The following is a 25,791-nucleotide window of genomic DNA, read 5'->3' as shown; positions in this document are numbered from 1 at the left end:
TTGGCCGCCGACCCGGCGAAAATCGTCACTGGCAACTATTTTGTGACTGTCTGAAAATATTGACCGCGTTGACACCATCCTCTGCGGGCGTCGAAATTAGGCTACAATATCTGATTCGCTCCGAAACTCTGCCGATGCAGGACCTTGTGCAAACCGTGATTGTCGCAGCAGAGCACGATACGCAAATCGCCGAAGTACTCAGCCGCTGGGCCAAGCCCGATGCGGTTGGTATTTCAGATCCTTGGTCAGACATGATTACGTTGGCAAAATGCACATCCCTGATGATGCTGATGTCTGCAACCCCGATCGACAACATTGCTCTTGAGAGAATTCTGACACGCTGCCGCAGGGAAATGCTGACATCGGATACGTCACGTGATGATGAAATATTACCCCTTGCGATCAGCCTTGCTCTGCAGTGCTTTAATAACGAGTATGCTTATGTCGTTTCCGAAGCAGAAAAGCAGGCCATAAGCCAACTTGAAAATAAACTGGCAAAAATTGTCGCGGATGGCGCCACCCCGAACCCGGTGGAATTGACGATACTAGCTGCCTATGCACCACTATCTCATTATGCGTGGGCAAACATACTGACAGCACAAAATTGGCCCAGTTCGCTCCCGCCAGTTATAGAAAGGCAGATAAAAGAGCCGCTGGAAGAAAACGAGATTCGACCGACTATCGGCCAACTGACAAAAATCTCAGATGGCGTGTCTTCTTCTGTACGCGACATGTATGAGCAGAACCCATACCCAAGGTGGATAAACGCAGCAGTTCGCAGATACGATCTGTCAATCGCCGACGTCCTGACATCCCCCCCTATTTTACTTGAACTTGGCGATTATGTTGCGCCAGACGCGCCAGAAATACTGGTTGCCGGCTGTGGGACCGGGCAACATTCTATCCAACCTGCCACACGCTACAAAGCATCGAAGGTAACCGCAGTTGACCTTAGTCTTGCCAGCCTAGCTTATGCGAAACGGCAATCTGCAAAACTCAACATAGACAACATTTCCTTTTTCCAAGCCGATATTCTACAACTTGATGAAATAGAGAAGCAGTTTGATGTTGTTGAATGTGTCGGCGTTTTACACCATCTCGAAAACCCGCTTTTGGGATGGGAAACTCTTGTACGACGCGTCAAACCCGGCGGCCTCATGAAGATTGGTCTGTATAGCGAGGCAGCCCGACAGGACGTTCTGGCAGGGCGCAAAGTTGTTGCCGAACAAAATTTCGAACCAACCGCGGACGGCATTCGTACGTGCCGACAATATATTATCAACGCAGCCGCAAAAGGTGATACGGTCTTAGCCCAACTATGCCGCAGATCAGACTTTCATAGTTTGAGTGCTTGTCGCGACCTGATCTTTCATATTCAGGAACACCGCTTCACCTTGCCGGAAATCAAAGAATATTTGAAAACCCTTAATCTGGAATTTCTCGATTTCGAAATGAATTTCGCAGGTCAACTCAGTAATTTCCGGAAAGAACTAAACGGATTTTCTGCTGAAAAACGTCTTGATAAATGGCACGCGTATGAACTTGATAACCCCGATACATTCAGAGCAATGTATCAGTTCTGGTGTCGAAAGCCTGCCCAGTAAACGTATCTGCACTATTCGACAATCAGCTGCACCCGGTCACCGGAAAAGGCGGTAACGCCGAACTCGATTGGCACACCGGCCGAATCGACATCGATGCTTTCGGTCGAGATTACCGGACGGTTTTTCGCCTGCTTTAGCAGGCTTGCGACACGTGACGAGGGCAGTGCTGCTGAAATGCGGGTGGTTTTGCGGCTGTAATCGTCAATCCCGAACCGTTTGAACGCTTCGGTCAGCGATTTTGTTTCGACGAAAATCTCGACAATGCCTTCAAATCGCGCGGCTGGCAGGTAACTTGTCGCCACCGCCAGCGGCACACCGTCGGCTTCGGACACTGAAAACAGTTCAATCACCCGTGTGCCCAGCTTTACGTCCAGACATTGCGCGACCGTTGCAGTTGCCTTGAGCACCTCGGACGATACCAAGCGTTTGTCAGGCAAGCGATGACGCCCGGATACAATCTGGGAAAACCGGGTCTTAGCGCCCAGAGGGTAATCAAGGATCTGTTCCTGAACAAAGGCCCCGCGTCCTTGTTCCACCCGGACGACATTGGTATCGACGAGGGCCGCGATCGCACGGCGTACGGTATGGCGATTCACACCGAAACGGCGCACCAGTTCCATTTCGGTCGGCATTTTATCCCCTGGGGAAAACACCCCGTCAGCAATATCGCTGAGAAGCTGTTTTTCGATTTGCTTCCAGATAGATAGCCCCGGCTCCCAATCCATAACTTTTCCCGTTCACAAAACTTTCACCGCAAGACCTTTGCCAAGGTCGATAGATCGGCTTATAACGTAAATATGTATAGACGTCTAGACAAATTTTGAATTTGTTGACATCCATGAAAAAGGATCAGACATATGACGGCCCAAGCCGCCCCGACCGCAGCACCAGACACCGCGAAGACGGACGACAGCGCGATAGCTGCGCGTCAACGCTGGATGGCAGTTCTTGCCCGCACTGACCGTAAGACCCTTGAAACCGAATGGTCCGACAAATACGGCGCGACCACGTGGAGCCATCTGCGCGAGCCACAAGTCGGCATGGTGATGGTGCGCGGTCGCGCAGGCGGTGGAGGACAGCGGTTCAACCTTGGCGAAATGACGGTTACACGCTGCGCTGTAAACCTTTCAGACGGAACTGTTGGTCACTCATACGTCAAGGGACGTGATCGGGTTCAGGCACAATATGCCGCCCTGTTTGATGCCGTTATGTTGCGCGATCAGACCGCCAGCGCCTTTATCGACATCCTTGCCCAACAACAAGCCGCTGCCAAACGCGACCATGCCCATAAGGTTGCCGCAACCAAAGTCGATTTCTTTACCCTTGTCCGCGGAGAAGACGAATGATCCTGCAATCCCAGACAAGCGATTTGCTGCCTGGTTTTGATCATGCAGCATTTGATTCGAACGCTGTTTTCCGCGTGTTACTTGACGCCATGTCGCGTCCCGGTCGCATTTACGACCTGCCGGTTAATATCGCTGCACCAGACGACTTGAACATATCCGTGACCGCGACACTCCTTGCAATGGCGGATATGGACACCGCGGTTTGGTTGTCGCCCGCTTGTGCGACCAACGCGGCCAACACGCATTTGAAATTCCATTGTGGCAGCCCGATCACAACAGACGTCTCGCAGGCCGATTTCGCCGTTGCGCAAAGCGATGAAGACCTGTCCTTTATCACCCAGCTTCCGGTTGGCACTGCCGAATACCCTGATCAGTCGGCAACATTGATCCTGATGGTCGATGACATCACCGACAGCCCGGAAATGCATCTTCGGGGCCCAGGGATCAAGGATACCCATAGCTTGGATATCAAAGGTCTTCCGGCGGCGTTTCATACGTGGCGAACCGAGAACCATCATCTTTTCCCATGCGGAGTGGATGTCATTTTCGCGTCCAGCACCAAAATCGCCGCGCTTTCACGCACCACCCGGATTGAGGTCAAGTAACCATGTATGTTGCTGTAAAAGGTGGTGAACGCGCCATCAACAATGCCCACCGGCTTCTGGCAGAACAGCGCCGTGGCAACAAAGACATCGCCGAAATCGAAACCGACCAGATCGAACAGCAATTGTCGCTGTCGGTGACCCGTGTCATGGCAGAAGGATCGCTTTATGACCGCGATCTGGCCGCTATTGCCATCAAACAGGGCCGCGGTGATTTGATCGAAGCCATTTTCCTGATGCGTGCCTATCGCACGACCTTGCCGCGCTTTGCTTTTTCCAAACCAATCAAAACAGCAGAAATGGACGTATCGCGCCGTATTTCTGCAACGTTTAAAGATCTTCCGGGTGGGCAAATTCTTGGCCCGACGTTTGATTATACGCACCGACTTTTGGATTTCACCCTGATGGCCAATGGCGAAGAACCCGCCGATGCGCCAAGTGGTGAAACCCCGGTTGATGATCATATGCCGCGCGTTCTGGATGACATCCTGAATTACGAAGGCCTTATTCAAGATGAACCAACCCCAGTTGATGAAAATGCCCCGGTTGCCGATTTAACCCGCGAGCCGATCAAATTCCCGGCCGGGCGTGACTTGCGTTTGCAAAACCTGTCACGCGGGGATGAAGGTTTTGTTCTGGCCCTTGGCTATTCCACCCAGCGTGGATATGCCAACAGTCACGCCTTTGTTGGTGAAATTCGCTATGGCACCGTATCGGTTGAAATCGAACCCGAGGAACTCGGCTTTGCCATTGATATCGGCGATATTGAACTGACCGAATGCGAAACGGTCAACAAGTTCAAAGGATCGAAAACCAAGCTGCCACAGTTTACCCGCGGCTATGGCCTTGTGTTTGGTCAGAACGAACGCAAGTCAATTTCAATGGCACTGGTGGATCGCGCGATGCGCGCCAATGAAATGGGCGAACAGATTATGGGCCCAGCACAAGACAGCGAGTTCGTGATGGAACATAGCGACAATGTCCAGTCCACCGGCTTTGTCGAACATATCAAACTGCCCCATTACGTCGATTTCCAAGGTGAACTGGAACTGGTGCGCCGCATGCGGGCCGAAGTCGAAGCCCGCCTTGCCAAGCGAGATGCCGACGAAGGTAAATCCCAACCCAAAGCTGCGGAGTAATCGCCATGGAACAGACTGTTAATAATCCGGCAGATAACACCTCGGCCTATAATTTTGCCTATTTGGATGAACAAACCAAGCGCATGATCCGCCGTGCTTTGCTTAAGGCCGTTGCGATTCCGGGCTATCAGGTGCCCTTTGCCGGACGTGAAATGCCAATGCCCTATGGCTGGGGCACCGGCGGGGTTCAGGTAACGGCCGCCGTCATTGGCCCCAAAGATACCCTGAAAGTCATTGATCAGGGAGCGGATGACACCACCAATGCAGTCTCCATTCGCCAGTTCTTTGCCAAGACGGCCAATGTGGCGACCACGGAAAAAACCGCCGAGGCATCAATTATTCAAACCCGGCACCGCATTCCCGAAAAGGAACTGCGCGAGGATCAGGTGCTTGTCTATCAGGTGCCGATCCCCGAACCGCTCCGCTTCCTCGAGCCACGTGAAACCGAAACCCGGAAAATGCACGCGCTTGAAGAATACGGCCTGATGCATGTGAAGCTGTATGAAGACATCGCACGTCATGGCCATATTGCCACAACCTATGCCTATCCGGTGATGGTCGATGATCGCTACGTGATGGATCCGTCCCCAACCCCGAAATTTGACAATCCGAAAATGGATAATATGGCCGCACTTCAGCTGTTTGGAGCCGGTCGTGAGAAACGTATCTATGCCCTGCCACCCTACACCAAGGTCAAGAGCCTTGATTTCGAAGATCACCCGTTTGAAGTGCAATCATGGGACGACGAATGCGGCATGTGCGGTTCGCGTGAAAGTTACCTTGATGAAGTCATCCTCGATGACAAGGGCAACCGGATGTTTGTTTGCTCTGACACCGATTATTGCAGCGAACGACAGGACGCCGGCCATCGTGGCCCGCAACATCATGACCAGCCGCTTGGCGGCCCCAAAAGCGGCCCAAGCAGCGAAAAGGCAGCAGAGTAATGACCAAGATGAATGATCCGCTTCTGCGCGTTGATAACCTGACCATGATGTATGGCGACCGGGTTGGCTGCAAGGATGTCAGCTTTGAACTCCGCCCGGGCGAGGTTCTTGGCATCGTTGGTGAATCCGGCTCGGGGAAGTCCACTTTGCTGCGCAGCATTTCCGCACAACAAGAACCGACAAAGGGAACCGTACAATACCAAACCCGGATTGACGGCACCCGCGACGTTTATGAAATGTCCGAAGCCCGGCGCCGGTTGTTGATGCGCACCGATTGGGCCTTTGTCCATCAGAACCCGCGGGATGGTCTGCGCATGAATGTCAGTGCCGGTGCGAACATTGGCGAACGCCTGATGGCGGTGGGTGATCGCCATTATGGCAACATTCGCAGTTCTGCCGACAACTGGCTGGGCAAAGTCGAAATTGCGTCCGAGCGCCTTGATGATTTGCCATCAACCTTTTCGGGCGGCATGCAGCAACGTTTGCAGATTGCCCGCAACCTCGTAACCAGCCCGCGCCTCGTCTTTATGGACGAACCCACGGGTGGTCTGGACGTTTCGGTTCAGGCGCGTTTGCTCGATCTGCTGCGCGGGCTGGTTCACGACCTTAATCTCGCAGTGATTATCGTCACCCACGATCTCGCAGTGGCCCGTTTGCTGTCTCACCGTTTGATGGTGATGCAACAGGGCAAGGTGATTGAAAGCGGCCTGACCGATCAGGTTCTTGATGATCCGCAGCATGCCTATACCCAGTTGCTTGTTTCTTCCATCCTTCAGAACTGAACCCGGGGCGAAAAAATGTCTGAAATGCTTCATGCTCAAAACGTCTCAAAAAGCTTTACGTTGCACACGCAAGGCAGCGTAACGATCCCGGTTTTTAATGACATAGAGTTTAGTTTATCGGCAGGGGACTGTATTGCGCTGACCGGCGAGTCTGGTTCCGGGAAAAGTACATTCATGCGCATGCTTTACGCCAATTACACATGTTCAAGCGGATCAATCAACGTCATGCACGACGGCGACTGGATGGATATAACAACCGCCAGCCCCCATGCCATCCTTGACATGCGCAAACGTACGATGGGCTATGTCAGCCAGTTTTTGCGTGTTATTCCGCGTGTGCCGACGCTGGAAATTGTTGCCGAACCACTGGTCGCACTTGGCACGTCGCGGGCCGATGCCATGGAAAAGGCACGCGGTCTTTTGACCCGCCTGCGTATTCCTGAACGTCTTTGGCAGCTTTCGCCATTGACCTTTTCGGGCGGCGAACAGCAAAGAGTGAATATTGCCCGTGGCTTTATTGCCGATTATCCGGTCATGTTGCTTGACGAACCGACCGCATCGCTTGATGTCAACAATCGTACAACGGTTCTGGCATTGATCGAAGAAGCCAAATCCCGTGGGGCAGCAATTGCCGGTATTTTCCACGACCATGAAACCCGTGATGCGGTCTGCACCGGGTCGTTTGATGTGACATCGTTTAAAGTTGGGGCCAATGACTGAACAGATTTTTACAAACGCCAAAATTGTGCTGGCGAACGATGTCATTGACGGTGCCGTGCAGATAAAGGATGGGATCATTACCGATGTGTCAGATCGGGCATCCAACTTGCCCGGCGCCGAAGATATGGGTGGGGACTACCTGATGCCCGGTCTTGTCGAACTGCACACAGACAATCTCGACAAACATCTGACCCCACGCCCGAAAACCCGCTGGCCGGCCACCGCCGCGGTCATTGCGCATGACAATCAGGTTGCAAGTGCCGGGATTACGACTGTTTTTGACGCCGTATCGATTGGCGACGTCAATGAAGGCTCAGAACGTATTGTCAGGCTGGTTGAATCGGTCGAGGCCCTTGCCCACGCGCAAGATAACAATCTTTTGCGTGCTGATCACAAATTGCATCTGCGCTGCGAAACGTCGTTTCCCGGCATGATTGACGCCCTCGGTACCTTGGTTGAGATGCCACTGGTGAAAATGTTGTCGGTCATGGATCATACACCGGGCCAGCGCCAATTCGTTAGTCTCGAGGCCTATTACACCTATTATCAGGGGAAATATGGCCTGAATGACGAGGAAATGCGCAAATTTGTCGCAACACGCAAACGCGATTCCGAACTCTATTCCGCAAAGCATCGCCGTCATGTGGTTGAAACGGCGCATGTCAAGGGGCTTGCGCTGGCAAGCCACGATGACGCCACCAATGCCCATGTGGCCGAAGCCGTCGCGGACAAAATGACGGTCGCTGAATTCCCGACCACGCTTGAGGCCGCCAAGGCATCACACGAAGCGGGACTTGGCGTGATGATGGGTGGCCCCAACCTTGTGCGCGGCGGATCGCATAACGGCAATGTCGCCGCGGGGGATCTCGCCAAGAATGGTTATCTTGATATTATTTCCAGCGACTATGTCCCGCACAGTCTGCTGCATGGGGCGATGAAGCTGTTTGATGATTTCAACGAATATGATCTGCCACGTGCCATTCGCACCGTTTCGCTTAACCCGGCAACCCAGGTCGATCTTACCGACCGTGGTGAAATCGCAGTTGGCAAACGCGGTGACCTGATCCGTGTGCATCACTCCCCCCATCATCCGATCGTGCGCGGTGTCTGGCGCGAAGGCGTACGGGTATCATGACCGAACATGACGACTGGCATCATCCGTTGGATGATGCCCCCAAACGCGGGCTGTTGATTCTTGTTGTCGGTCCCAGCGGTGTTGGAAAAGACAGCCTTCTTGACGGTGCCCGTGACCGACTTTCCAAAGAAACGCATTGCTGCTTTCCACGACGCTGTATTACCCGCCCGGCCGGGACCATTGGTGAAAATCATATTCCGGTGCGCCCGGATGATTTCCCGTCAATGGCCAAACAGGGCGCCTTCCTTCTGAGTTGGCAGGCGCATGATATGTGTTATGGCGTGCCACGCCACGTACAAGATGATGTGACCAATGGCAAAACGGTAATCGTCAATGTGTCGCGCAGCGTGATTGACGATGCACGCGCACTTGTCGGCGAAGATCATGTACGTGTCATCAGCATCTGCGCCAATTCAGATGTTTTGCGTCAACGTCTTGAAGCACGGGGACGCGAAGACCGGTATGAAGTTGAAAAACGTCTGGCGCGCGCATCGGCCTACCAAGTTAATGGGCCAAACGCCATGCAGGTGCATAACGACGCAGATTTGGAAACCGGGATCAGCCGATTTATTGAGGCGATCCGTGCACCTCAGCTAAACTCAGAACCTGTCTCAAGCAATATTGAAGAAACTATTCCATGAGAAATGCTGCAATAAACTCTGCAGCATTTTCTTATCCGGCCAAAGCGAAACGCTTTAACAAACGAAACGGCTTTCCGTTTCCGGGATCGCCAAAAAGACAGACATCATCAATCTGAAACGGCGCATCACAGAACGGTGCGACAATTGACCTGAGGGATTCTTCAAACCTTGCCAATTGCTCAGGGGCCAGTTTGTTGCTGAGCGTCAGGTGGAAGCGAAATTCTTCCATGACATAGGGATAGCCCCAAGCGACAAGGTAGCCTTCCTGACGTTCTGTCAGCCCGGCAGCACGGCGCTTGTTCATGGCCGTCATATCTTCAGACTTACGAAAAACATCAAGACTACGCACCAGCATTCCGGCCAGATTTTCAAGTGGTGCAACCGGCTCGGTCGGCACCAATGCTAAAAACAGACCAATGGATTTCAATGTCAGCGGACCACATGTAATCGGCGCAGTCTCTGTACAAAGACTTTCAACCGCGGCCTCAAGCTCAGCACGACTTTGCCCGTTCTTTAACGCAAAAGGCGGTTTAAGCGTGCCGTGAAACCCGTATCGTGTCGGTGAGGTCGTGGCAGAAATTATGTCGTTCGCATTAAGTCCCGCAACTTCAGGACGGGGCAAATCGACATCCTGCACCGGGTCACGGCCAAGCCAGCCATTGCCAAAAGTCCCAAGGTCACTTTCGGCATGGGGTGCGAAATAAAGTGCATAACGTTGATAGTCGGTCATGGGATATCTGGGTCAATCTTACTGACGGTAGGGGCTGGCATTTTGGGAAAGCAACCAATGCTGCGCAACAAGGAAGTTACATAAAGATGCGCCGGAGGAAGAATAGCCTTCGGCAAGGATCAATTATTGCACGAGACCAAATTGATAGCGATCAGACCGTGTCGAATTTCAGACAGAAATCACGCACCGGAAGTGTTCGGAAATCATTCAGGTTTTCCGCAAGCATATCATGACACCAGTCCCACCAACGGATGCGCAACAAGGCTTCGACAATGTCGGCTTCAAATCGTGGACGCAGGGGCGTAGCCGGTATGCCTGTCACAATCGTATAGGGCGCAACGTCCTTGGTCACCACCGCCCCCGACCCAACAACGGAGCCGATCCCGATGGTGACACCACCCTGAACGATGGCGCCATGACCGATCCAGACATCATGTTCAAGTTTGACCCGCTTTTCACGACGCCAGTCAAAAAATGCCGGATCATCCTCGCCCAGTTCATAGGCACTGGATCGATACTGGAAATGATGCATGGACGCACGATCCATCGGGTGCTGCCCCGGATTGATGCGCGTATGGGCCGCGATATTGACGAATTTCCCGATGTCTGAATAGATGATTTCACTGTCATTGACGACATAGGAATAATCACCCATCACCGTTTCGCGTATGCTGGTCCGCGGGCCAATTTCGGTCCAAGCCCCCAGTTCGCAATCAACGACGACGGCAGTTTCATCAAGGGTCGGCTGTTCGGATAACTTCTTCATCGCCGGTTTGGTTTGCGTAATCTTGTATCCCATTGATCAAGTCACAAGCTTACGAAGACGCTGCGATACGATATCGAGCAGGCTGACAGAAATAATGATGATGATCATGACGGCTGCTGTTTCGGCGTAATAAAACGCCCGGATATATTCCCACAGAACCATCCCGATCCCGCCGGCACCGACAATACCAAGCACCGTGGCAGACCGCACATTTGATTCAAAACGGTATAACGAATAGGAAATCCAAAGCGGAAGAACCTGCGGGATCACACCGAAAATAACTTCTTGCAAACCATTGGCACCGGTTGCCCGAATGCCTTCGACCGGCTCAGGATCAATGGCCTCAACCGCCTCGGAAAACAGTTTTGCCAACACACCGGTTGTGTGGATCCACAGCGCCAACACACCGGCAAACGGCCCAAGACCCACGGCAACAACGAATAACATGGCAAAAACCATTTCGTTGATCGCGCGGAAGGAATCCATCAGACGGCGCACCGGCTGATACACCCAGAACGGCACAATATTTTCAGAACACAGAATGCCAAACGGGATCGAACAGACAATCGCAAGCGCGGTTCCCCAGATCGCAATCTGGATCGTGATCCACATTTCACTGACATAGGTTTTCCACATCAGAAAATCTGGCGGGAAAAATCCATCTGCGAAATCGACCATGTTGCCACTGTTTTCGATCAGGGCCATCGGGCGCATATCAGCCCCCTCCCACGACCATGCCAAAAGACCAAAAATAAAGGCCCAAAGAAGCATACTTCCCATCGACCGTTTAAGGTCGCGCGGCGGCAAGTCCGGTGCGGCAAGTGATGTCGAAGAAATGCTGCTGTTCATCGTGTTAATCCCGGATGGTAAATGCAAACAGGGAGCGCACTTTTGCTGCGCTCCCTGCCAAAAGGCCGATTACTCGTAAGAAACAAGAATGTCGAGTTCAGCGAGTTTCTTGTCGATGAAAGCAACACGTTCTGCTTTTTCGTCAGCAGACAGTTCTTCGGTGTTCTGGATTTTCAGCTTGTCTTTAAACAGAGCGAGCTGACGGATCGGGTAAAGCTGCGCGTTGGAGCTTTCCATGAATTTGCCCATGCCGTCCTGAATACCACCAAGAACCTTGTTGGCTTCTTCAACATTGCCAAGACGACCGTAGCCCAAGAAGAAGGCCTTGATTTCAGATTTCAGTTCACGCGACAGGTCTTTACGATACACCATCGGGTCAGACGGGATCAACGGCGAGGTCCAGATTACTTTGACCTTGTCGGTGATTTCAGGCTTGACCATGTTGGTCCGTGCAAGCTGCTCAGAGTTGTTGGCAGCAACATCAACCTGTTTGTTGGCAGTCGCCATCAGGTTGGTTTCATGGTTCGCATTACGAACGGTCTTAAAGCAATCTTTCGGGTCAACGCCGTTCTGTGCAAAGACATAATAAGACGGCACGAGGAAGCCCGAAGTCGAGTTCGGATCGCCAATACCAAAGTTCAGTGAACCATCGCATTTAAGCATGTCGGCAAGCGTGTTGAGCTTGTCGTTATCGGCCTGCGTGATGATGTGGGAATAATACCCGTTCGTGCCATCGCTTTTGGACGTCTGAACGAAGACTTCACCGCCTGCACGGTCAACAGCTTCCATTGCGGATTTGTTACCAAACCAGCCAACGTGAACCTTACCAAAACGCATGCCTTCGATGATACCGGCATAATCCGGGGCAAAGAATGCGTTGACTTTTTTGCCAAGCACTTCTTCCATATCATCGATCATCGGCTGCCACTGAGCTTTCAGGTTGGAACTCGACTCAGTCGAGATAAAACCAAAAACGATGGTCTCCGGATCATTTTCAAGCGGTTTGAAGTCAACATCGGCCTGGGCGAAGCCCGAAGCAAGCATGCTTGCTGCAAGTGCAACAGACGCAATTGTTTTACGGATCATAAGAAGTCCCCTGTCATATTTGATTTAGACATGAATTCAAAAAGGTAAGGCAGTTCACATCAGTGACCCGGCTAGCTTGTCGCCACAGCCAGATCCTTTTTCGCAACCGGCTCGGCCACGGGCTTTGCCGTGTCATCAGAACCATCTGCAAAAAGCTCGGAAGAATATTCACCATAGAGTTCTTGGAGGAACGCCGGTGTCAGTTGGCTTGACGGTCCGTCAAACACAACTTCACCATCGCGCATGGCGATGGTCCGTTTGCAATAATCCTTGGCGTAATCGACCTGATGAAGAGATACGATCACAGTCACGTTGTCTTCGCGGTTTACGCGATCAAGCGTGTTCATCACCTTGCGCGATGATGCCGGATCAAGCGACGCAATCGGTTCGTCAGCCAGAATAAGGCGTGCACCCTGTGTAATCGTGCGTGCAATTGCCGCACGCTGTTGCTGACCACCGGAAAGATGGCGGGCTTTTTTAGTGGCATGACCATCGATGCCAACACGGGCCAAGGCACTCATGGCGCGCATGCGTTCGGATTTTGTAAACATGCACAACGACCCGCGCCATGCTGGCACGCGTCCCAGCATCCCCATCAGAACGTTGGTCAAAACCGTCAAGCGGCTCACAAGGTTGAATTGCTGGAAGATCACACCGATGTCGGCACGCACTTTGCGCGCACCACGGGAAATCTTGCCATTTTCCTGAATGGTCTCGCCAAAGACGGAAATCTTTCCACCGTCACGGTCCCCGCGCAGCAAACCGGCAATATGGCGAATAAGAGTGGATTTTCCCGAACCGGATGCGCCAATCAGCGCCACCATTTCACCTTCCCGAACCTGGAGCCTGACATTATTCAGAGCACACTTGTCACGGGAAAAGCTTTTGTTCAGTCCGGATATATCTACAACCAGCATCAAAGATTCGCCTGCATATGTTTCGCTGGAAGCTGAACCTACGCATGAACGGCGACTCTATGGTGACACTGATGTTACAGTTCGATGATTACGGGGGGCCAATTCCCCCAACAACAATTAAACTTGTCTATACATCAAGTAATTTTGAAATTAAAAATCAGCCATTAAAAAATGGACACTGTCATATTCGTATCTCTGCGCGAATGTGAACATAGAAAATTGCAGAGTACAAAAATAATGACCTGAACAAACCACGTAAGCATAAATAAAATTCACATTCCTGCTGCAAACATGACTGACTTCTACAATCTATTGATTGCATCCATGACGTCTTCTTCAACTTCCATGCCGTCGACTTCGGCTTTCAGTCTAATGGACTTACCGCGCCGCCCCGGAAGTCGTACACCTTCTTCGGCGGCAATTTCATTGGCAATGCTGGCAAGGTGATCTGCAATATCGGGCCCACCGGTTGCTACTGGATCAATGGCAATGATCATTTGTCCCAATGCAGGTGGCTTGCCCTTATCATCAAACAGCGATGATGACTGATGACCAAACTGTGCACCGGTAAGGCCCGCTGCCAAAAGTTCAACCATCATGGCAAGTGCCGCACCCTTTACCCCGCCAGCAGGAACCATGGTGCCCTCAAGGGCCTTCGCCGCATCGGTTGTCGGATTGCCATCTGTATCGACCGCCCAATCATGGGGAATTGAAACACCCTTTTGTTTGGCCGCCATGATCTTGCCGCGCGCGACTTTGGACAAGGCAAGGTCAATCACAATCGGGGCACCAGCATTTCCAACCGGCACACCAAAAGCAATCGGGTTGGTTCCAAACATTGGGCGACGCCCACCCCATGCCGCCATCGCAGCCGGCGCATTGGCAAACATCATCGCCGCCAGACCCTGCTCGGCCAGTCGTTCAACCGTCAGCCCCATAACACCCGCATGATGTGATTTATGGATCGATGCAATCGCAATACCCTGACGACGTGCCATTTCGGGTAGGTGTGCGACCATCAAATCCAATGCCGGATAGGCAAAACCAAACTGCGCATCAATCAGCAAGACACCCGGTGTCGGCATTTGCATTGTCGGTGTGGCAAAGCCATCAACCTTGCCAGCAAGTGACTGAGCGCAATAGGCAGGCACACGACGAAATCCATGCCCGCCCTGCCCGGATGCCTCGGCGGCTACCAGTGCTGTTGCGACGGATGCTGCGTTGTCTTTACTGACCTTTGATCGGATCAATGTATCACTGACGAGCGCATGCGCATCGGACAGGGAGATTTTCATAATGAGGTGACCTTGGACTTGGATGTTCTGTCATGATCGGCAGGATCCATATCATAGCCAAATCCATCCATAGTGCGCAAAAGCGTTTTTCATTTCAGTATATGGATGATGACGATGAAGGTTGGGCCTTGCGCTAAAATATTGCCTTAAACATATGCGACTGTGTCACTGAGAATAGGGAACAGTCTGGCCATACGTGTGCGGTATCGGCCGGGACAGAGATAAAAACGGAAAATCATCATGCTTACTGTCAAATCGACGACGCTTTCTTCCTTTGCTATGGCAAGTGCCCTGTTGCTGGCAGCCTGCAACACCACCAGCAAATCCGAACAGCCCGAAATGGTAAGTAACTGGTCGGCAATAACGGGCAAGAATTGGCAACTCTCAATGGTCGTGGACGGGAACGAAACACTGGCCCCAATGTCACCCGTTCTAGCCAGTGCAAATTTCACCGCAGACAGCAAAGTTGTCGGGTCGACCGGCTGTAACCGTTACTTTGGTACATATGAAGAAAACGATGGCAAACTGAAATTATCGCCGCTTGGCGCCACGCAAATGATGTGTGTTGAAGATGCCATGGCGATCGAAAACGCATTTAATAATGCGATGGAAATGGTCAGCGATTGGCAGCTTACCAAAGATGCGCTGGTGCTAAGCGACACCAACGGAAAACCGATCATGGAGTTTGTCCCGATCACGCCGTAAAGACCTCAACACAAAAATCGCACGTCAACCCTGCCAAACGTAAGAAGGGGTGCAAATTTGCACCCCTTCTTTTCTAAGATTGTCTTGTCCTGCAATTCGCAGGGCAGGCATCAGTCGCTGTCAACAGTTGCCTCGGAATTTGCACCGACTGCCTTGGGTTCCGTACGCAATCCTTGAATGATTGAGTAACATGCCAGTAGCAGAACAATTGCAAACGGGAAGCCGGTAGAAACCGCCATCGCCTGCAACGATCCAAGACCACCGCCCAGAAGCAGTGCAATTGCCACCAGTCCTTCGAACGTGCACCAGAACACACGCTGCGGCACTGGCGCATCCACCTTACCACCGGCCGTGATTGTATCGATCACAAGCGAACCGGAATCCGACGAGGTCACAAAGAATACAATCACCAGAACGATACCAAGGAAGGATGTAATTGCCTGCAATGGCAACTGTTCAAGCATCGTAAACAGCTTGATTGGAAGGCCGGCCTCGGCAATCGCAGTAACGCCTTCAGTCACCATGTGAACGGCAGTTCCGCCAAATGCAGTCATCCACAGAATGCAGACCAGTGACGGAATGATCAGGACACAAGTGATGAACTCACGCACAGTGCGACCACGCGAAACACGCGCAATGAACATGCCGACAAACGGTGACCAGGAAATCCACCAGGCCCAGTAGAACGATGTCCAGCCTTGGCTAAAATTGGTATCGGCACGCCCAACCGGATTGGAAAGTGCCGGCAGATATTCAACATAGGCTACCAGACTGGTGAAGAAGCCCGTGATGATGTCCACCGTCGGCCCAACCAGCACAACAAACAGCAAAAGTAATGCCGCCAGTACCATATTGATTTCCGAAAGGCGTTTGACCCCGGCATCAAGCCCGGCCAGCACCGAAATCAAGGCCACACCGGTAATCGCAATGATCAAGAAAACTTTTGATCCATCGCTGACCGGAATATCAAACAGGAAGTTAAGACCGGCGTTGGCTTGTTCCGCACCAAAACCAAGTGACGTCGCCAAGCCAAACAGCGTGGCGAAAACCGCCAAAATATCAATGCAATGACCAGTCCAGCCCCAAACGCGTTCACCAAAGATCGGATAGAAAACCGAACGCATGGTGAGCGGTAATCCCTTGTTAAAGGAAAACAGCGCAAGTGCCAGTGCCACCGTGGCATAGATTGCCCAAGGATGAAGTCCCCAATGGAAAATCGTTGCCGCCATACCAAGATCGAATGCGGCATCTGCATCACCGGCCGCAGCACCAAGCGGTGCCCAGTCGGTCCGCATGCCGTCATCCCCGAACGCAGTCCCACCAAACGAGGACGTGAAATGCGAAATCGGCTCAGACACACCGTAGAACATAAGGCCGATGCCCATGCCTGCAGCAAATAGCATCGCGAACCAACCCGAATAAGAGTAATCCGGGGTCGCATCGGCACCACCAAGACGCACACGGCCAAGCGGCGAGACAATTAAGAACAGGCACAACACAACAAAGACATTGGCAACCGATAGGAAGAACCAATCAAAAGTGGATGTCAGCCAACCGCGGAGGTCGTTAAACATCGGCCCGACACTTTCCTGAAAGGCCAGTGTGAGGAAGACGAAAGCAACAATAGACAATCCTGAAATCAAAAAGACCGGATTGTGTACATCAAGGCCAAAAGGCCCTATCTCTTTTTGGAAGTTGTCTTGCCCGATTTCATAATCCGTCTTGATCGGGTTTGCCGCACCATCGGGGCTTTCAATGCCCGTGTCAGCTTCTGACCCCATTTTAAACTCCCTAAGTTTATTTGATTTACAGCTACCCCTAGCCGAAAATTCGATAAAGCAGTTGCTTAACGCACAAGGAACACTGAAAGATCCGAGTGAGATGCAACATATCCGCCGTGAGAAGCAAAAATATGGTCCGCAACGCCGGGGACATGCGTTGCCATCACGATCAGATCAGCACTAAGTTCGTCGGCCTTGGCAACGAGTGCCTTACTCAGGTCAACAGCTGGGTCGTGCGAGATATGCGCACTTGCTGTCGCAGTAACGCCAAATTTTGCGCTACAGGATTTCGCAAACTCAGACAGTTTCTGTTCAAATTCCTTCGGGTTATGCGCCACATCCGAAGGTGTATTTACCCCCACACCGAGGAAACAGATTTCCGCCTTGTAATGCAGAGCTAGATCGACGGCCGTTTGAATTGCCTTTTCCAATTTGTCAACGTGGGCCAAATCGACAGGCACGAGCATCTTTTGATACATCTATTCCTCCGTTATGTGCACCACCCTTACAACCAGATCGCTTACGATCAACAGGACAGTTTCAAAAGCGTAACACCGACAGGCATCTAAATCAAAATCACCATTTACAAAGTCTGTCTTTCGCATACGCGAAATAGTCGAGGAAAACTAGGAACCTGTCGTTTGACAGTAGTTGTTCATGAGACCTGTCTGGATAGGGTTGGGTTTCTGCAATCCATTTCGAATCGCAGTTTCGAATATTTTTTGATCAACCCAACTGACTTTTGTCAGTTGGGTTTGGTCTTTTTCCTGTTCGAACGTGAAATTTTCAATTTTTTTTTAATCCGATAATTCACGCATATACCAATTGGCACTCGCACGGCATCAACCCCTTATTCTGCAAGGTGTTTCAAAGAATAACATATCGATTTTCTATGCTATTTTTTCGCGAAGATTATTGGTCAAATATCTATTTTCAGGTGCGAAAATCCTCTGACACTTCCTGCCAACGACTTGATGCATACAAGGCACCCATGTCACGATGTGGCAGATTTGTGCACTGTCTGTCCCACACAACACGTGCTGCCACGCCGAAACATTAATTGGTTTCGGTGAGGTTGAGCTGTTGGGTGCTTTTCCTTTTTAGGAGCTGCATCCATGGTAGTGCACACACCCATAGGGGATAAATTTTGTGGCCAAAGGGGGGCTCATCAACTGCACAAAAGCAGAGGCATGACAAAACTAGCAGAATTCAGAACTGCGCCATGCCCGATGTGCCGAAACGGTACCAAGACCGGCCTTGAAGAACCAAGACCAATCAAGAGGCCGGAACTGCCACAGCAATACATAATTCAACAAGTTTATGACATATCAGAGAAGGAACTGGGATGACTGATCCTATCAAGTATTTTGCGTCACGTGTCAGTGCACACGAAATGAACCGTCGTGAATTCATTGGCCGTTCCATGGCCGCGGGTCTGACCCTTGCGGCAGCGACCAGCCTTTATGGCAAATCTGCCATGGCGCAGGAACCCAAGCGCGGCGGACACCTGAAGCTCGGCCTGCAGGGCGGCTCTTCAACCGACGTCATTGATCCGGCGAAATCTTCTTCGCAGTTCACCTTTGCCATGAACCGTAACTGGGGCGACACGCTTGTCGAATCGCACCCAACAAGCGGCTTGGCTGTACCGGCACTTGCTGAATCCTGGGAACCGAATGCCGACGCATCGGTGTGGACTTTTAAAATCCGCAAGGGCGTTGAATTCCACAATGGTTCCGAACTGACCATTGATGACGTTATCAAAACCCTGAACCGTCACACCGATGAAAAATCGGAATCCGGTGCTCTGGGTGTTCTCGGTTCGATCAAAGGTATCGAAAACAAGGGTGGCGACTTGGTCATCACCCTTTCTGAAGGCAACGCTGATCTACCGCTGCTGCTGAGCGATTATCACCTCGTGATCCAGCCGGGCGGCGGGTATGATGATCCAAGCTCTGGCATCGGTACCGGTCCGTTCAAAGTCGACAACTTCGAAGCCGGTGTCCGCGCGACATTTGTTAAAAACGAAAACGACTGGCGCAGTGACCGCGGCTATGTTGATTCCGTTGAAATGATCGTGATGAACGATGCCACCGCCCGTATGGCAGCCCTGTCATCGGGCCAGGTTCACTTCATCAACCGCGTTGATCCAAAAACCGTCAGCCTGCTCAAGCGTGCACCGAATGTTGATATCCAGACTACATCCGGTCGGGGGCACTATGTCTTCATCATGCATTGCAACACCGCACCGTTCGATAATAACGACCTGCGCCTGGCGCTGAAACATGCGATGGACCGTGAAACCATGGTTGAAAAGATTCTTGGCGGTTACGGCAAAGTCGGTAACGACTTCCCGATCAACGAAACATACGCCCTGTTCCCGGAAGGCATCGAACAGCGTTCGTACGACCCGGATAAGGCCGCATTCCACTTCAAGAAATCCGGTCATGACGGATCGGTTCTCTTGCGCACATCCGACGTTGCATTCCCAGGGGCTGTTGATGCAGCCGTTCTGTATCAGGAAAGTGCGAAAAAAGCCGGTATCGACATCGAAATCAAACGCGAGCCGGGTGACGGTTACTGGTCAAACGTCTGGAACGTTCAACCGTTCAGTACTTCTTACTGGGGTGGCCGTCCGACCCAGGATCAGATGTATTCAACAGCATATCTATCCTCGGCTGACTGGAATGACACCCGTTTCTTCAACACTGATTTCGATAAAGTGTTGCTCGAAGCGCGTGCCGAACTGGATCAGAACAAGCGTAAAGAAATGTACCACGACATGGCACTGATGGTCCGTGATACCGGCGGTTTAATCCTGCCGATGTTTAACGACTTTGTGAATGCGACGACGACGAATGTTTCTGGTTTTGTTCAGGACATTGGTAACGACATGTCAAACGGCTATGTCGCAACACGTCTGTGGCTCAATAGCTAAGATCGAGATCGGGATTTATCCCAATTACGATTATGCGGGATCACGGTTTTCACCGTGATCCCCATCTCGTTGTTGGCTCACGTGATTGAATGACGGTCTGATCGAAAATTCCAGATTGGTTACGAAGATGGTTCTTCGTTGTCCCACCCGTCTTGAATTTCCGCTCAGGCCCATACAGGGAGAATGTGTTTATGGCCAATCCCTTGGCCGGCGTGTACGCCGCGCGACACAGACTAAAAGAAAGCCATCCGCTGACGGTCTTGATCGTTGAACGGCTGGGTTTGAGTTTGCTGTTGCTTTGGGCTGTTTCAGTCCTGATCTTTGCAGGGATCGAAGCCTTGCCGGGTGATTTCGCCCAAACTTACCTTGGTCAATCGGCCACACCACAGTCCATTGCAAATATCCGCGCCGATCTTGGTCTGGATCGTCCGATCACAACGCGCTATTTCGAATGGCTTGGCGGGGTTGTGCAGGGTGATTTTGGTAACAGCTGGGCCAGTGGTGCCCCAGTAACTGAACAAATCACCAAGCGCCTTGGTAACTCGTTATTCCTGGCGTTCTTTGCGGCAGCCATATCCGTACCGCTGGCCGTTGGCCTTGGCATGGTTGCGGTCCATTATCGCAACCGTATTCCCGACCGTGTGATTAACATCCTTTCACTGGCAGCAATTTCATTGCCTGAATTCTTTATCGGCTATCTGCTGATTGTCTTCTTTGCTGTTCAGCTGGGTGTCGCGACATTTCCATCAACCGTCTATGACGGCATGCCGTGGTCTGAACGCATGGCGGCCATAGCTTTGCCAACGGCAACACTGGTTATGGTGGTCTTGGCCCATATGATGCGCATGACGCGTGCGGCCATCATCAGTGTGATGTCATCGGCCTACATGGAAACCGCAGAGCTCAAAGGCCTTGGCGCGTTTAAGGCAATTGTCAAACATGCCGCACCAAACGCCATTGCCCCAATCGTCAACGTGGTTGCACTGAACCTTGCCTATCTAGTGGTCGGTGTTGTCGTGGTGGAGGTTGTCTTTGTCTATCCCGGCATGGGGCAATATATGGTCGATGCCGTTACGGTACGCGACATGCCCGTGGTACAGGCCTGCGGCCTAATCTTTGCTGCGGTTTATATCCTTTTGAACATGGTGGCCGATCTTGTCGCCATTATCGCCAATCCGAGACTGAGGCATCCGCGATGAGATTACGTGAAATCCCGCTGACCGCCTGGATCGGTATTCTGGGCATTCTATTTGCATTTTTCTGTGCTGTTTTTGCATCCCTTATTGCACCCTTTGGCGAACGTGAAATTGTTGCCGGCGTTTGGGAACCCGCCAATGAGCTTTACCTACTGGGGACAGACAACCTTGGACGCGATCTGTTATCGCGGTTGATTTACGGTGCACAAACAACGCTGTTTGTATCGCTTGCGGCATCCATCCTGTCGTTTTCGATCGGTATTTTCCTGAGCTTCACAGCCGCCGTATCGGGCGGTCCGATTGATCAGGGGCTCTCACGCCTGAACGATTTGATGATGTCGATCCCGACATTGATCTTTGCCCTCGTGGTTTTGGCCGTCCTGCCGCAAAACATCTTTATACTGATTGCCGTTATGGCAATTTTGGATTCCACGCGTGTCTATCGTCTGGGTCGTGCCGTGGCGCTTGATATTGCGGTTATGGAATTTGTCGAAGCCGCCAAGCTGCGCGGTGAAGGCCGGATGTGGATCATTTTCCGCGAAATTCTGCCCAATGCGCTCTCTCCATTACTTGCTGAATTTGGCCTTCGTTTTGCCTTCTCGATCCTGTTCCTATCAACCCTTTCGTTCCTTGGGCTTGGCATTCAGCCGCCTGCGGCGGACTGGGGCGGCATGGTCAAAGACAACAAGGACGGTATCATTTTCGGCATTCAGGCCGCCCTTATTCCCGGCGGGGCAATTGCAGCATTGGCCGTCTGTGTGAATATGGTCGTCGACTGGTTGTTAAAACGTACGTCCAGCCTGAAAGGAGGACGCGGTGATGCCTGATCTTTTATCGGTACGCGATCTGCGCATTGGCGCGACCATTTTTCCACCGGGTGAAGACCCGCAGGATATCGACATTGTTCACGGGATTTCCTTTGACCTGCAAAAGGGCAAAGTCCTTGGTCTGATCGGGGAATCTGGTGCAGGTAAATCCACCATTGGTCTGGCTGCCCTTGCCTATGGCCGCGGTGGTGTCCGCATCACTGGTGGGGAAGTTTTGCTTGATGGCGAAGACATCCTGTCGATGAACAAAAAAGGCATTCGCAGCATCCGCGGTGCACGTGTTTGCTACGTTGCGCAATCGGCCGCAGCATCCTTTAACCCGGCACATAAGCTGGGTGATCAGGTGATTGAAAGTTCGATTGAACACGGGTTGATGACACGCGAGGAAGCACGAAAGCGCGCAGATTACCTGTTTGAAATCCTTGGCCTTCCCGATCCCCACAACTTTGGGGACCGGTATCCCCATCAGGTTTCCGGCGGTCAGCTCCAACGTGCCATGACGGCGATGGCGCTTTGTTCCAACCCAGAACTAATCGTCTTTGACGAACCGACAACCGCCCTTGATGTCACAACCCAGATTGATGTTCTGGCTGCGATTAAAAACGCGATTGAGAAAACTGGAACAGCAGCACTTTACATCACGCATGATCTTGCCGTCGTCGCGCAGATTTCTGATGACATCATGGTCTTGCGCAATGGCGATACGGTTGAATACGGTCCGGTCAAACAGATCATTGAAAACCCGCGTCAGGACTATACCAAGGCGCTGGTTAATGTCCGTCAGACCAAACTAGCCGAAGCCCGCGATCAATCCGATGCGTTGCTAAAGGTTGAAAACATCTCGGCGGCGTATGGAAATGGCGTGCAGGTTCTCCACGATGTGTCACTGCATGTGCCACGTGGCCAAACCCTGGCCGTCGTCGGGGAATCTGGTTCGGGAAAATCGACACTGGCACGTGTCATCACCGGCCTTTTGCCTCCGTTTGAAGGCAAGGTCACCTTCTTCGACGAAGAACTTTCTGCCGAACAAAAGAAACGGTCACGCGACCATTTACGCCGTATTCAGCTGATCTATCAAATGGCCGATACGGCAATGAACCCGCGCCAGACAGTGGGGCAGATTATCGGCCGTCCACTGCAATTCTATTTCGGCATGCGCGGTGCCGCACGCAAGGCAAAAGTCATCGAACTTCTTGATGAAATCGAGATGGGCGAAACATTCTATGATCGTTATCCAGCGGAACTTTCCGGTGGCCAGAAACAGCGCGTTGCAATTGCGCGCGCGCTTGCGGCCAAACCGGAATTGATCTTGTGTGATGAGCCAACCTCGGCCCTTGATCCACTGGTAGCCGAGGGGATTTTGGATCTTCTGATGCGTTTGCAGAAAGAACGCCAGGTATCCTATCTGTTCATCACCCATGACATTGCGATTGTACGCGCGATTGCCGATTCCGTTGCCGTCATGCTGCAAGGCAAGCTGGTCGATTTCGGGCCAAGGTCAGAAGTCCTGAACCCGCCATTTGATGATTACACCGACCTCCTGTTGAAGTCGGTTCCGGAAATGAAGCTGGGTTGGCTGGAAAATGTCCTTGCCACACGTAAAATGGAAAGTGCTGGTCACTGACAAGTCGTTCAGAACATGCAACAAAAGGCGGATCGTATCAAACGGTCCGCCTTTTGTCATAAGCCATCCCGTAAACCAAAACTTCAAGCCCCAAAGGACGCCCCACAATGTCCGATCGCAAATTCACTGTTATTGAAAACACCTTTATCACTTTGGACGATGGCACCCGACTTGCCGCGCGCATGTGGATGCCCGATGGCACCGATGCCGATCCGGTCCCCGCCGTGTTTGAATTCCTGCCCTATCGCAAAGGCGATGGCACCTGTTCGCGCGATGAGGCGACCTATCCAGAATTTGCCAAGGCCGGGATCGCCGGCGTCCGGGTTGATATCCGGGGATCGGGTGAATCTGATGGCGTAATTGACGGCGAATATACCGAACTTGAACTGGCCAACGCGGTTGAGCTGATTGCATGGATTGCCAAACAATCCTGGTGCAATGGATCGGTCGGCATGATGGGGATTTCATGGGGCGGGTTTAACTGCCTTCAGGTCGCGGCCCTTAATCCTCCGGCGCTTAAGGCCGTGATTTCTATTGCCTCTACCGTTGATCGATATAACGACGACATTCACTATAAAAACGGTTGTCATCTGGCTGTGCAACTTTCATGGGCTGCGACCATGCTGGCCTATCAATCACGCACACCTGACCCGGCATTGGTCGGCGACGAGTGGCGGAAAATGTGGCTGCATCGCCTTGAAGAAGAACCCTTCTTTATGGAGGAATGGCTGGCCCATCAGACCCGTGATGACTTCTGGAAACATGCGTCAATCTGCGAAGATTTCGATGCGGTCAAAATCCCGTCCATAGTGTTAGCCGGATGGGCCGATGGCTATCGCAACACCCCAATCCGGGCGATTGAAGGCATGCCTGACCGGTCCAAGGCGCTGATTGGTCCATGGGTGCACAAATATCCGCATTTCGCATGGCCAAAACCGCGTGCCGATTTTATCGGCGAGGCAATCAATTGGTGGAACAAATGGCTGCGCGATGAAGATAATGGTGCCGATACCCTGCCACAGATGCGTGCCTATATCCTTGAGGGGGTAAAACCCGCCCCGCGTCGGGACTTTGATCCGGGGTTCTGGATTGCCAAGGACAGTTGGTCCACACCTGAAACCCGTTCGATGTTTGTGGCAGACGGAAAACTATCGTTTGAGGCTGGCGACGATGAAATTCCTGCTGCCGATATCTATTTGAAATCACCGCTCGATACCGGGACGGCGTCAGGAGAATATTTCACCCTGAAACCCGACGCGGAAATGGCGATTGATCAGCGTGGTGATGATGCCGGATCGCTGGTGTTTGAAACCACCCCGCTTGACGTTGAGGTCAACCTTTTGGGGCGCCCGGTGCTGAACGTTGATCTTGAATGCGACGCAGATTGGTCAAACCTGTGCGCGCGTCTTGTTGATGTTCATCCTGACGGCACGGCAACCCGGGTTTCGTTTGGCGTGTTAAACTTGGCGCATCGCGATCCAGCGGCGAATTACGACAATCCGCAACCGATGCCGCGCGATAAGAAAGTCACAATCACGCTGACACTCGATGCATGTGGGTATCGTTTCAAACCCGGCCATCGTATTCGTATGGCACTTTCGACATCCTACTGGCCGATGATTTTGCCGCCGCCCTTTGATGCCGGGCTTACCATTGCACCATCATCAATCAAATTTGATCTGCCGCTTTTGGGCGATCATGAAAAAATTACGGTTAAGCAACCCGACAACCCCAATCCGTTACCGACCTATATCGAACATAAGCCAAGCCGCACTGAACGCAGTGTGCAGCGTAACCTCACACAGAACGAAACACGATACCGCATCTATGAAGATACCGGTTTATTCGAACATCCAGATTCCCGTCTTGCCACCCGTTCAGTACGCAGCGAAACTTGGACCATCAATCCGCTTGATCCCAATAGCATGCGCGGCGAGGCGGCATGGACATGCGATTTGAAGCGTGATGAATGGTCGGTACGCACAGATTGTCATGCCGAACTCAGTTGTGATCGCGACAACTGGTTTGTCAGCGCATGGGTGATCGCCTGCGAGGATGATCAACAAATATTTGAAAAGAAATGGGAAAAAACCATTCCCCGCAATTTCATGTAAACACGAAAAGGGCCGGTTATCCGGCCCTTTTAAACGTTCCATCTAAATCTGTA

24 protein-coding genes are annotated in these 25,791 nt (G+C 52.0%); 15 read left to right on the top strand and 9 right to left on the bottom strand.

From position 1 onward, the window contains the following. Nucleotides 1–134: 134 nt before the first annotated feature. Nucleotides 135–1,604, top strand: a complete 1,470-nt coding sequence (locus AC0VXT_RS01245) for a class I SAM-dependent methyltransferase (protein ID WP_475547184.1) — start codon at nt 135–137, stop codon at nt 1,602–1,604. 11 nt (nt 1,605–1,615) lie between these two features. On the opposite strand, the gene phnF is transcribed toward AC0VXT_RS01245, so the two are convergent. Further along, nucleotides 1,616–2,329 (bottom strand): phosphonate metabolism transcriptional regulator PhnF, encoded by a 714-nt coding sequence (phnF, locus tag AC0VXT_RS01240; RefSeq protein WP_475547183.1) that lies wholly within the window; start codon nt 2,327–2,329, stop codon nt 1,616–1,618. A gap of 132 nt (nt 2,330–2,461) precedes the next feature. On the opposite strand from phnF, the gene phnG reads away from it, so the two are divergent. The 8 genes from phnG to phnN are packed head-to-tail and all read left to right on the top strand — an operon-like array spanning nt 2,462 to nt 8,913. Next, the gene (phnG, locus tag AC0VXT_RS01235; RefSeq protein ID WP_475547182.1) at nt 2,462–2,950 is read left to right on the top strand and encodes a phosphonate C-P lyase system protein PhnG; all 489 of its coding nucleotides are present in this window, start codon (nt 2,462–2,464) and stop codon (nt 2,948–2,950) included. Continuing rightward, nucleotides 2,947–3,555 (top strand): phosphonate C-P lyase system protein PhnH, encoded by a 609-nt coding sequence (gene phnH / locus AC0VXT_RS01230; RefSeq protein ID WP_475547181.1) that lies wholly within the window; start codon nt 2,947–2,949, stop codon nt 3,553–3,555. Before phnG ends, phnH begins: the two co-directional genes overlap by 4 nt. Before the next feature lie 2 nt (nt 3,556–3,557). Further along, nucleotides 3,558–4,691, top strand: a complete 1,134-nt coding sequence (locus AC0VXT_RS01225) for a carbon-phosphorus lyase complex subunit (RefSeq protein ID WP_475547180.1) — start codon at nt 3,558–3,560, stop codon at nt 4,689–4,691. A 5-nt stretch (nt 4,692–4,696) separates the two neighbouring features. Next, nucleotides 4,697–5,635 (top strand): alpha-D-ribose 1-methylphosphonate 5-phosphate C-P-lyase PhnJ, encoded by a 939-nt coding sequence (locus AC0VXT_RS01220; RefSeq protein WP_475547179.1) that lies wholly within the window; start codon nt 4,697–4,699, stop codon nt 5,633–5,635. Beyond that, entirely contained in the window at nt 5,635–6,417 is a 783-nt protein-coding gene (gene phnK / locus AC0VXT_RS01215) for a phosphonate C-P lyase system protein PhnK (RefSeq protein ID WP_475547178.1), read from the top strand. The genes AC0VXT_RS01220 and phnK overlap by 1 nt, the downstream gene beginning before the upstream one ends. Before the next feature lie 15 nt (nt 6,418–6,432). Continuing rightward, nucleotides 6,433–7,137 (top strand): phosphonate C-P lyase system protein PhnL, encoded by a 705-nt coding sequence (phnL, locus tag AC0VXT_RS01210; protein WP_475547177.1) that lies wholly within the window; start codon nt 6,433–6,435, stop codon nt 7,135–7,137. Next, nucleotides 7,130–8,272 carry an alpha-D-ribose 1-methylphosphonate 5-triphosphate diphosphatase gene (locus AC0VXT_RS01205; protein ID WP_475547176.1) on the top strand — a complete coding sequence of 381 codons (1,143 nt, stop codon included), beginning with the start codon at nt 7,130–7,132 and terminating at the stop codon, nt 8,270–8,272. Before phnL ends, AC0VXT_RS01205 begins: the two co-directional genes overlap by 8 nt. Then, on the top strand, nt 8,269–8,913 hold the full coding sequence (gene phnN / locus AC0VXT_RS01200; protein ID WP_475547175.1) for a phosphonate metabolism protein/1,5-bisphosphokinase (PRPP-forming) PhnN: 645 nt from the start codon (nt 8,269–8,271) through the stop codon (nt 8,911–8,913). Before AC0VXT_RS01205 ends, phnN begins: the two co-directional genes overlap by 4 nt. Before the next feature lie 31 nt (nt 8,914–8,944). Here the strand turns inward: phnN and AC0VXT_RS01195 are convergent, their stop codons facing one another. The 6 genes from AC0VXT_RS01195 to AC0VXT_RS01170 form a co-directional block, all read right to left on the bottom strand. Continuing rightward, nucleotides 8,945–9,643, bottom strand: coding sequence for a DUF1045 domain-containing protein (locus tag AC0VXT_RS01195; protein WP_475547174.1), 699 nt, complete (start codon nt 9,641–9,643; stop codon nt 8,945–8,947). A 151-nt stretch (nt 9,644–9,794) separates the two neighbouring features. Beyond that, nucleotides 9,795–10,442 carry an LbetaH domain-containing protein gene (locus tag AC0VXT_RS01190; RefSeq protein ID WP_475547173.1) on the bottom strand — a complete coding sequence of 216 codons (648 nt, stop codon included), beginning with the start codon at nt 10,440–10,442 and terminating at the stop codon, nt 9,795–9,797. 3 nt (nt 10,443–10,445) lie between these two features. Next, nucleotides 10,446–11,258 carry a phosphonate ABC transporter, permease protein PhnE gene (phnE, locus tag AC0VXT_RS01185; RefSeq protein ID WP_102784479.1) on the bottom strand — a complete coding sequence of 271 codons (813 nt, stop codon included), beginning with the start codon at nt 11,256–11,258 and terminating at the stop codon, nt 10,446–10,448. A 69-nt stretch (nt 11,259–11,327) separates the two neighbouring features. Next, nucleotides 11,328–12,344, bottom strand: a complete 1,017-nt coding sequence (gene phnD, locus AC0VXT_RS01180) for a phosphonate ABC transporter substrate-binding protein (RefSeq protein ID WP_475547172.1) — start codon at nt 12,342–12,344, stop codon at nt 11,328–11,330. A 71-nt stretch (nt 12,345–12,415) separates the two neighbouring features. After that, nucleotides 12,416–13,261, bottom strand: a complete 846-nt coding sequence (phnC, locus tag AC0VXT_RS01175) for a phosphonate ABC transporter ATP-binding protein (protein ID WP_475547171.1) — start codon at nt 13,259–13,261, stop codon at nt 12,416–12,418. A gap of 302 nt (nt 13,262–13,563) precedes the next feature. Further along, nucleotides 13,564–14,556: an Ldh family oxidoreductase gene (locus AC0VXT_RS01170; protein ID WP_475547170.1), complete on the bottom strand. Its 993-nt coding sequence runs from the start codon at nt 14,554–14,556 to the stop codon at nt 13,564–13,566. A gap of 240 nt (nt 14,557–14,796) precedes the next feature. Between AC0VXT_RS01170 and AC0VXT_RS01165 the strand changes: the two genes are divergently transcribed. Next, complete coding sequence (locus AC0VXT_RS01165; protein WP_475547169.1) at nt 14,797–15,261, top strand: META domain-containing protein; 465 nt, start codon at nt 14,797–14,799, stop codon at nt 15,259–15,261. Nucleotides 15,262–15,371: 110 nt separating this feature from the next. Here AC0VXT_RS01165 and AC0VXT_RS01160 read toward each other — a convergent pair whose 3' ends face one another. After that, complete coding sequence (locus tag AC0VXT_RS01160) at nt 15,372–17,042, bottom strand: BCCT family transporter (RefSeq protein WP_475547168.1); 1,671 nt, start codon at nt 17,040–17,042, stop codon at nt 15,372–15,374. 65 nt (nt 17,043–17,107) lie between these two features. Next, entirely contained in the window at nt 17,108–17,521 is a 414-nt protein-coding gene (locus AC0VXT_RS01155; protein WP_276651519.1) for a universal stress protein, read from the bottom strand. Between the two features lie 866 nt (nt 17,522–18,387). Here AC0VXT_RS01155 and AC0VXT_RS01150 point away from each other — a divergent pair. The 5 genes from AC0VXT_RS01150 to AC0VXT_RS01130 all read left to right on the top strand — a co-directional run bounded on the left by AC0VXT_RS01150 (nt 18,388) and on the right by AC0VXT_RS01130 (nt 25,738). Continuing rightward, nucleotides 18,388–19,977, top strand: a complete 1,590-nt coding sequence (locus tag AC0VXT_RS01150) for an ABC transporter substrate-binding protein (RefSeq protein WP_022731797.1) — start codon at nt 18,388–18,390, stop codon at nt 19,975–19,977. A 191-nt stretch (nt 19,978–20,168) separates the two neighbouring features. Further along, the gene (locus AC0VXT_RS01145; protein WP_022731798.1) at nt 20,169–21,176 is read left to right on the top strand and encodes an ABC transporter permease; all 1,008 of its coding nucleotides are present in this window, start codon (nt 20,169–20,171) and stop codon (nt 21,174–21,176) included. Then, nucleotides 21,173–22,000 (top strand): ABC transporter permease, encoded by an 828-nt coding sequence (locus AC0VXT_RS01140; RefSeq protein WP_101303301.1) that lies wholly within the window; start codon nt 21,173–21,175, stop codon nt 21,998–22,000. Before AC0VXT_RS01145 ends, AC0VXT_RS01140 begins: the two co-directional genes overlap by 4 nt. Next, entirely contained in the window at nt 21,993–23,624 is a 1,632-nt protein-coding gene (locus AC0VXT_RS01135; RefSeq protein ID WP_475547167.1) for an ABC transporter ATP-binding protein, read from the top strand. The genes AC0VXT_RS01140 and AC0VXT_RS01135 overlap by 8 nt, the downstream gene beginning before the upstream one ends. A 107-nt stretch (nt 23,625–23,731) precedes the next feature. Further along, the gene (locus tag AC0VXT_RS01130) at nt 23,732–25,738 is read left to right on the top strand and encodes a CocE/NonD family hydrolase (protein WP_475547166.1); all 2,007 of its coding nucleotides are present in this window, start codon (nt 23,732–23,734) and stop codon (nt 25,736–25,738) included. Nucleotides 25,739–25,791: the final 53 nt, after the last annotated feature.

This window comes from Thalassospira sp. Z349TD_5 (assembly GCF_056173045.1).
Note: the sequence above shows the minus strand (reverse complement) of the source record. Positions and strands in the feature narration are given on the sequence as shown.

Bases quoted from the DNA above. Each gene is read 5' to 3' on its own strand.
- AC0VXT_RS01165 (WP_475547169.1), top strand. From the start codon at position 14,797: ATGCTTACTGTCAAATCGACGACGCTTTCTTCCTTTGCTATGGCAAGT.
- AC0VXT_RS01130 (WP_475547166.1), top strand. From the start codon at position 23,732: ATGTCCGATCGCAAATTCACTGTTATTGAAAACACCTTTATCACTTTG.
- AC0VXT_RS01160 (WP_475547168.1), bottom strand. From the start codon at position 17,042: ATGGGGTCAGAAGCTGACACGGGCATTGAAAGCCCCGATGGTGCGGCA.
- AC0VXT_RS01245 (WP_475547184.1), top strand. From the start codon at position 135: ATGCAGGACCTTGTGCAAACCGTGATTGTCGCAGCAGAGCACGATACG.
- AC0VXT_RS01190 (WP_475547173.1), bottom strand. From the start codon at position 10,442: ATGGGATACAAGATTACGCAAACCAAACCGGCGATGAAGAAGTTATCC.
- AC0VXT_RS01195 (WP_475547174.1), bottom strand. From the start codon at position 9,643: ATGACCGACTATCAACGTTATGCACTTTATTTCGCACCCCATGCCGAA.
- AC0VXT_RS01135 (WP_475547167.1), top strand. From the start codon at position 21,993: ATGCCTGATCTTTTATCGGTACGCGATCTGCGCATTGGCGCGACCATT.
- phnL (WP_475547177.1), top strand. From the start codon at position 6,433: ATGTCTGAAATGCTTCATGCTCAAAACGTCTCAAAAAGCTTTACGTTG.
- phnH (WP_475547181.1), top strand. From the start codon at position 2,947: ATGATCCTGCAATCCCAGACAAGCGATTTGCTGCCTGGTTTTGATCAT.
- AC0VXT_RS01150 (WP_022731797.1), top strand. From the start codon at position 18,388: ATGACTGATCCTATCAAGTATTTTGCGTCACGTGTCAGTGCACACGAA.
- AC0VXT_RS01155 (WP_276651519.1), bottom strand. From the start codon at position 17,521: ATGTATCAAAAGATGCTCGTGCCTGTCGATTTGGCCCACGTTGACAAA.
- phnF (WP_475547183.1), bottom strand. From the start codon at position 2,329: ATGGATTGGGAGCCGGGGCTATCTATCTGGAAGCAAATCGAAAAACAG.
- phnK (WP_475547178.1), top strand. From the start codon at position 5,635: ATGACCAAGATGAATGATCCGCTTCTGCGCGTTGATAACCTGACCATG.
- phnD (WP_475547172.1), bottom strand. From the start codon at position 12,344: ATGATCCGTAAAACAATTGCGTCTGTTGCACTTGCAGCAAGCATGCTT.
- AC0VXT_RS01205 (WP_475547176.1), top strand. From the start codon at position 7,130: ATGACTGAACAGATTTTTACAAACGCCAAAATTGTGCTGGCGAACGAT.
- phnC (WP_475547171.1), bottom strand. From the start codon at position 13,261: ATGCTGGTTGTAGATATATCCGGACTGAACAAAAGCTTTTCCCGTGAC.
- AC0VXT_RS01140 (WP_101303301.1), top strand. From the start codon at position 21,173: ATGAGATTACGTGAAATCCCGCTGACCGCCTGGATCGGTATTCTGGGC.
- phnG (WP_475547182.1), top strand. From the start codon at position 2,462: ATGACGGCCCAAGCCGCCCCGACCGCAGCACCAGACACCGCGAAGACG.
- AC0VXT_RS01220 (WP_475547179.1), top strand. From the start codon at position 4,697: ATGGAACAGACTGTTAATAATCCGGCAGATAACACCTCGGCCTATAAT.
- phnE (WP_102784479.1), bottom strand. From the start codon at position 11,258: ATGAACAGCAGCATTTCTTCGACATCACTTGCCGCACCGGACTTGCCG.
- AC0VXT_RS01225 (WP_475547180.1), top strand. From the start codon at position 3,558: ATGTATGTTGCTGTAAAAGGTGGTGAACGCGCCATCAACAATGCCCAC.
- phnN (WP_475547175.1), top strand. From the start codon at position 8,269: ATGACCGAACATGACGACTGGCATCATCCGTTGGATGATGCCCCCAAA.
- AC0VXT_RS01170 (WP_475547170.1), bottom strand. From the start codon at position 14,556: ATGAAAATCTCCCTGTCCGATGCGCATGCGCTCGTCAGTGATACATTG.
- AC0VXT_RS01145 (WP_022731798.1), top strand. From the start codon at position 20,169: ATGGCCAATCCCTTGGCCGGCGTGTACGCCGCGCGACACAGACTAAAA.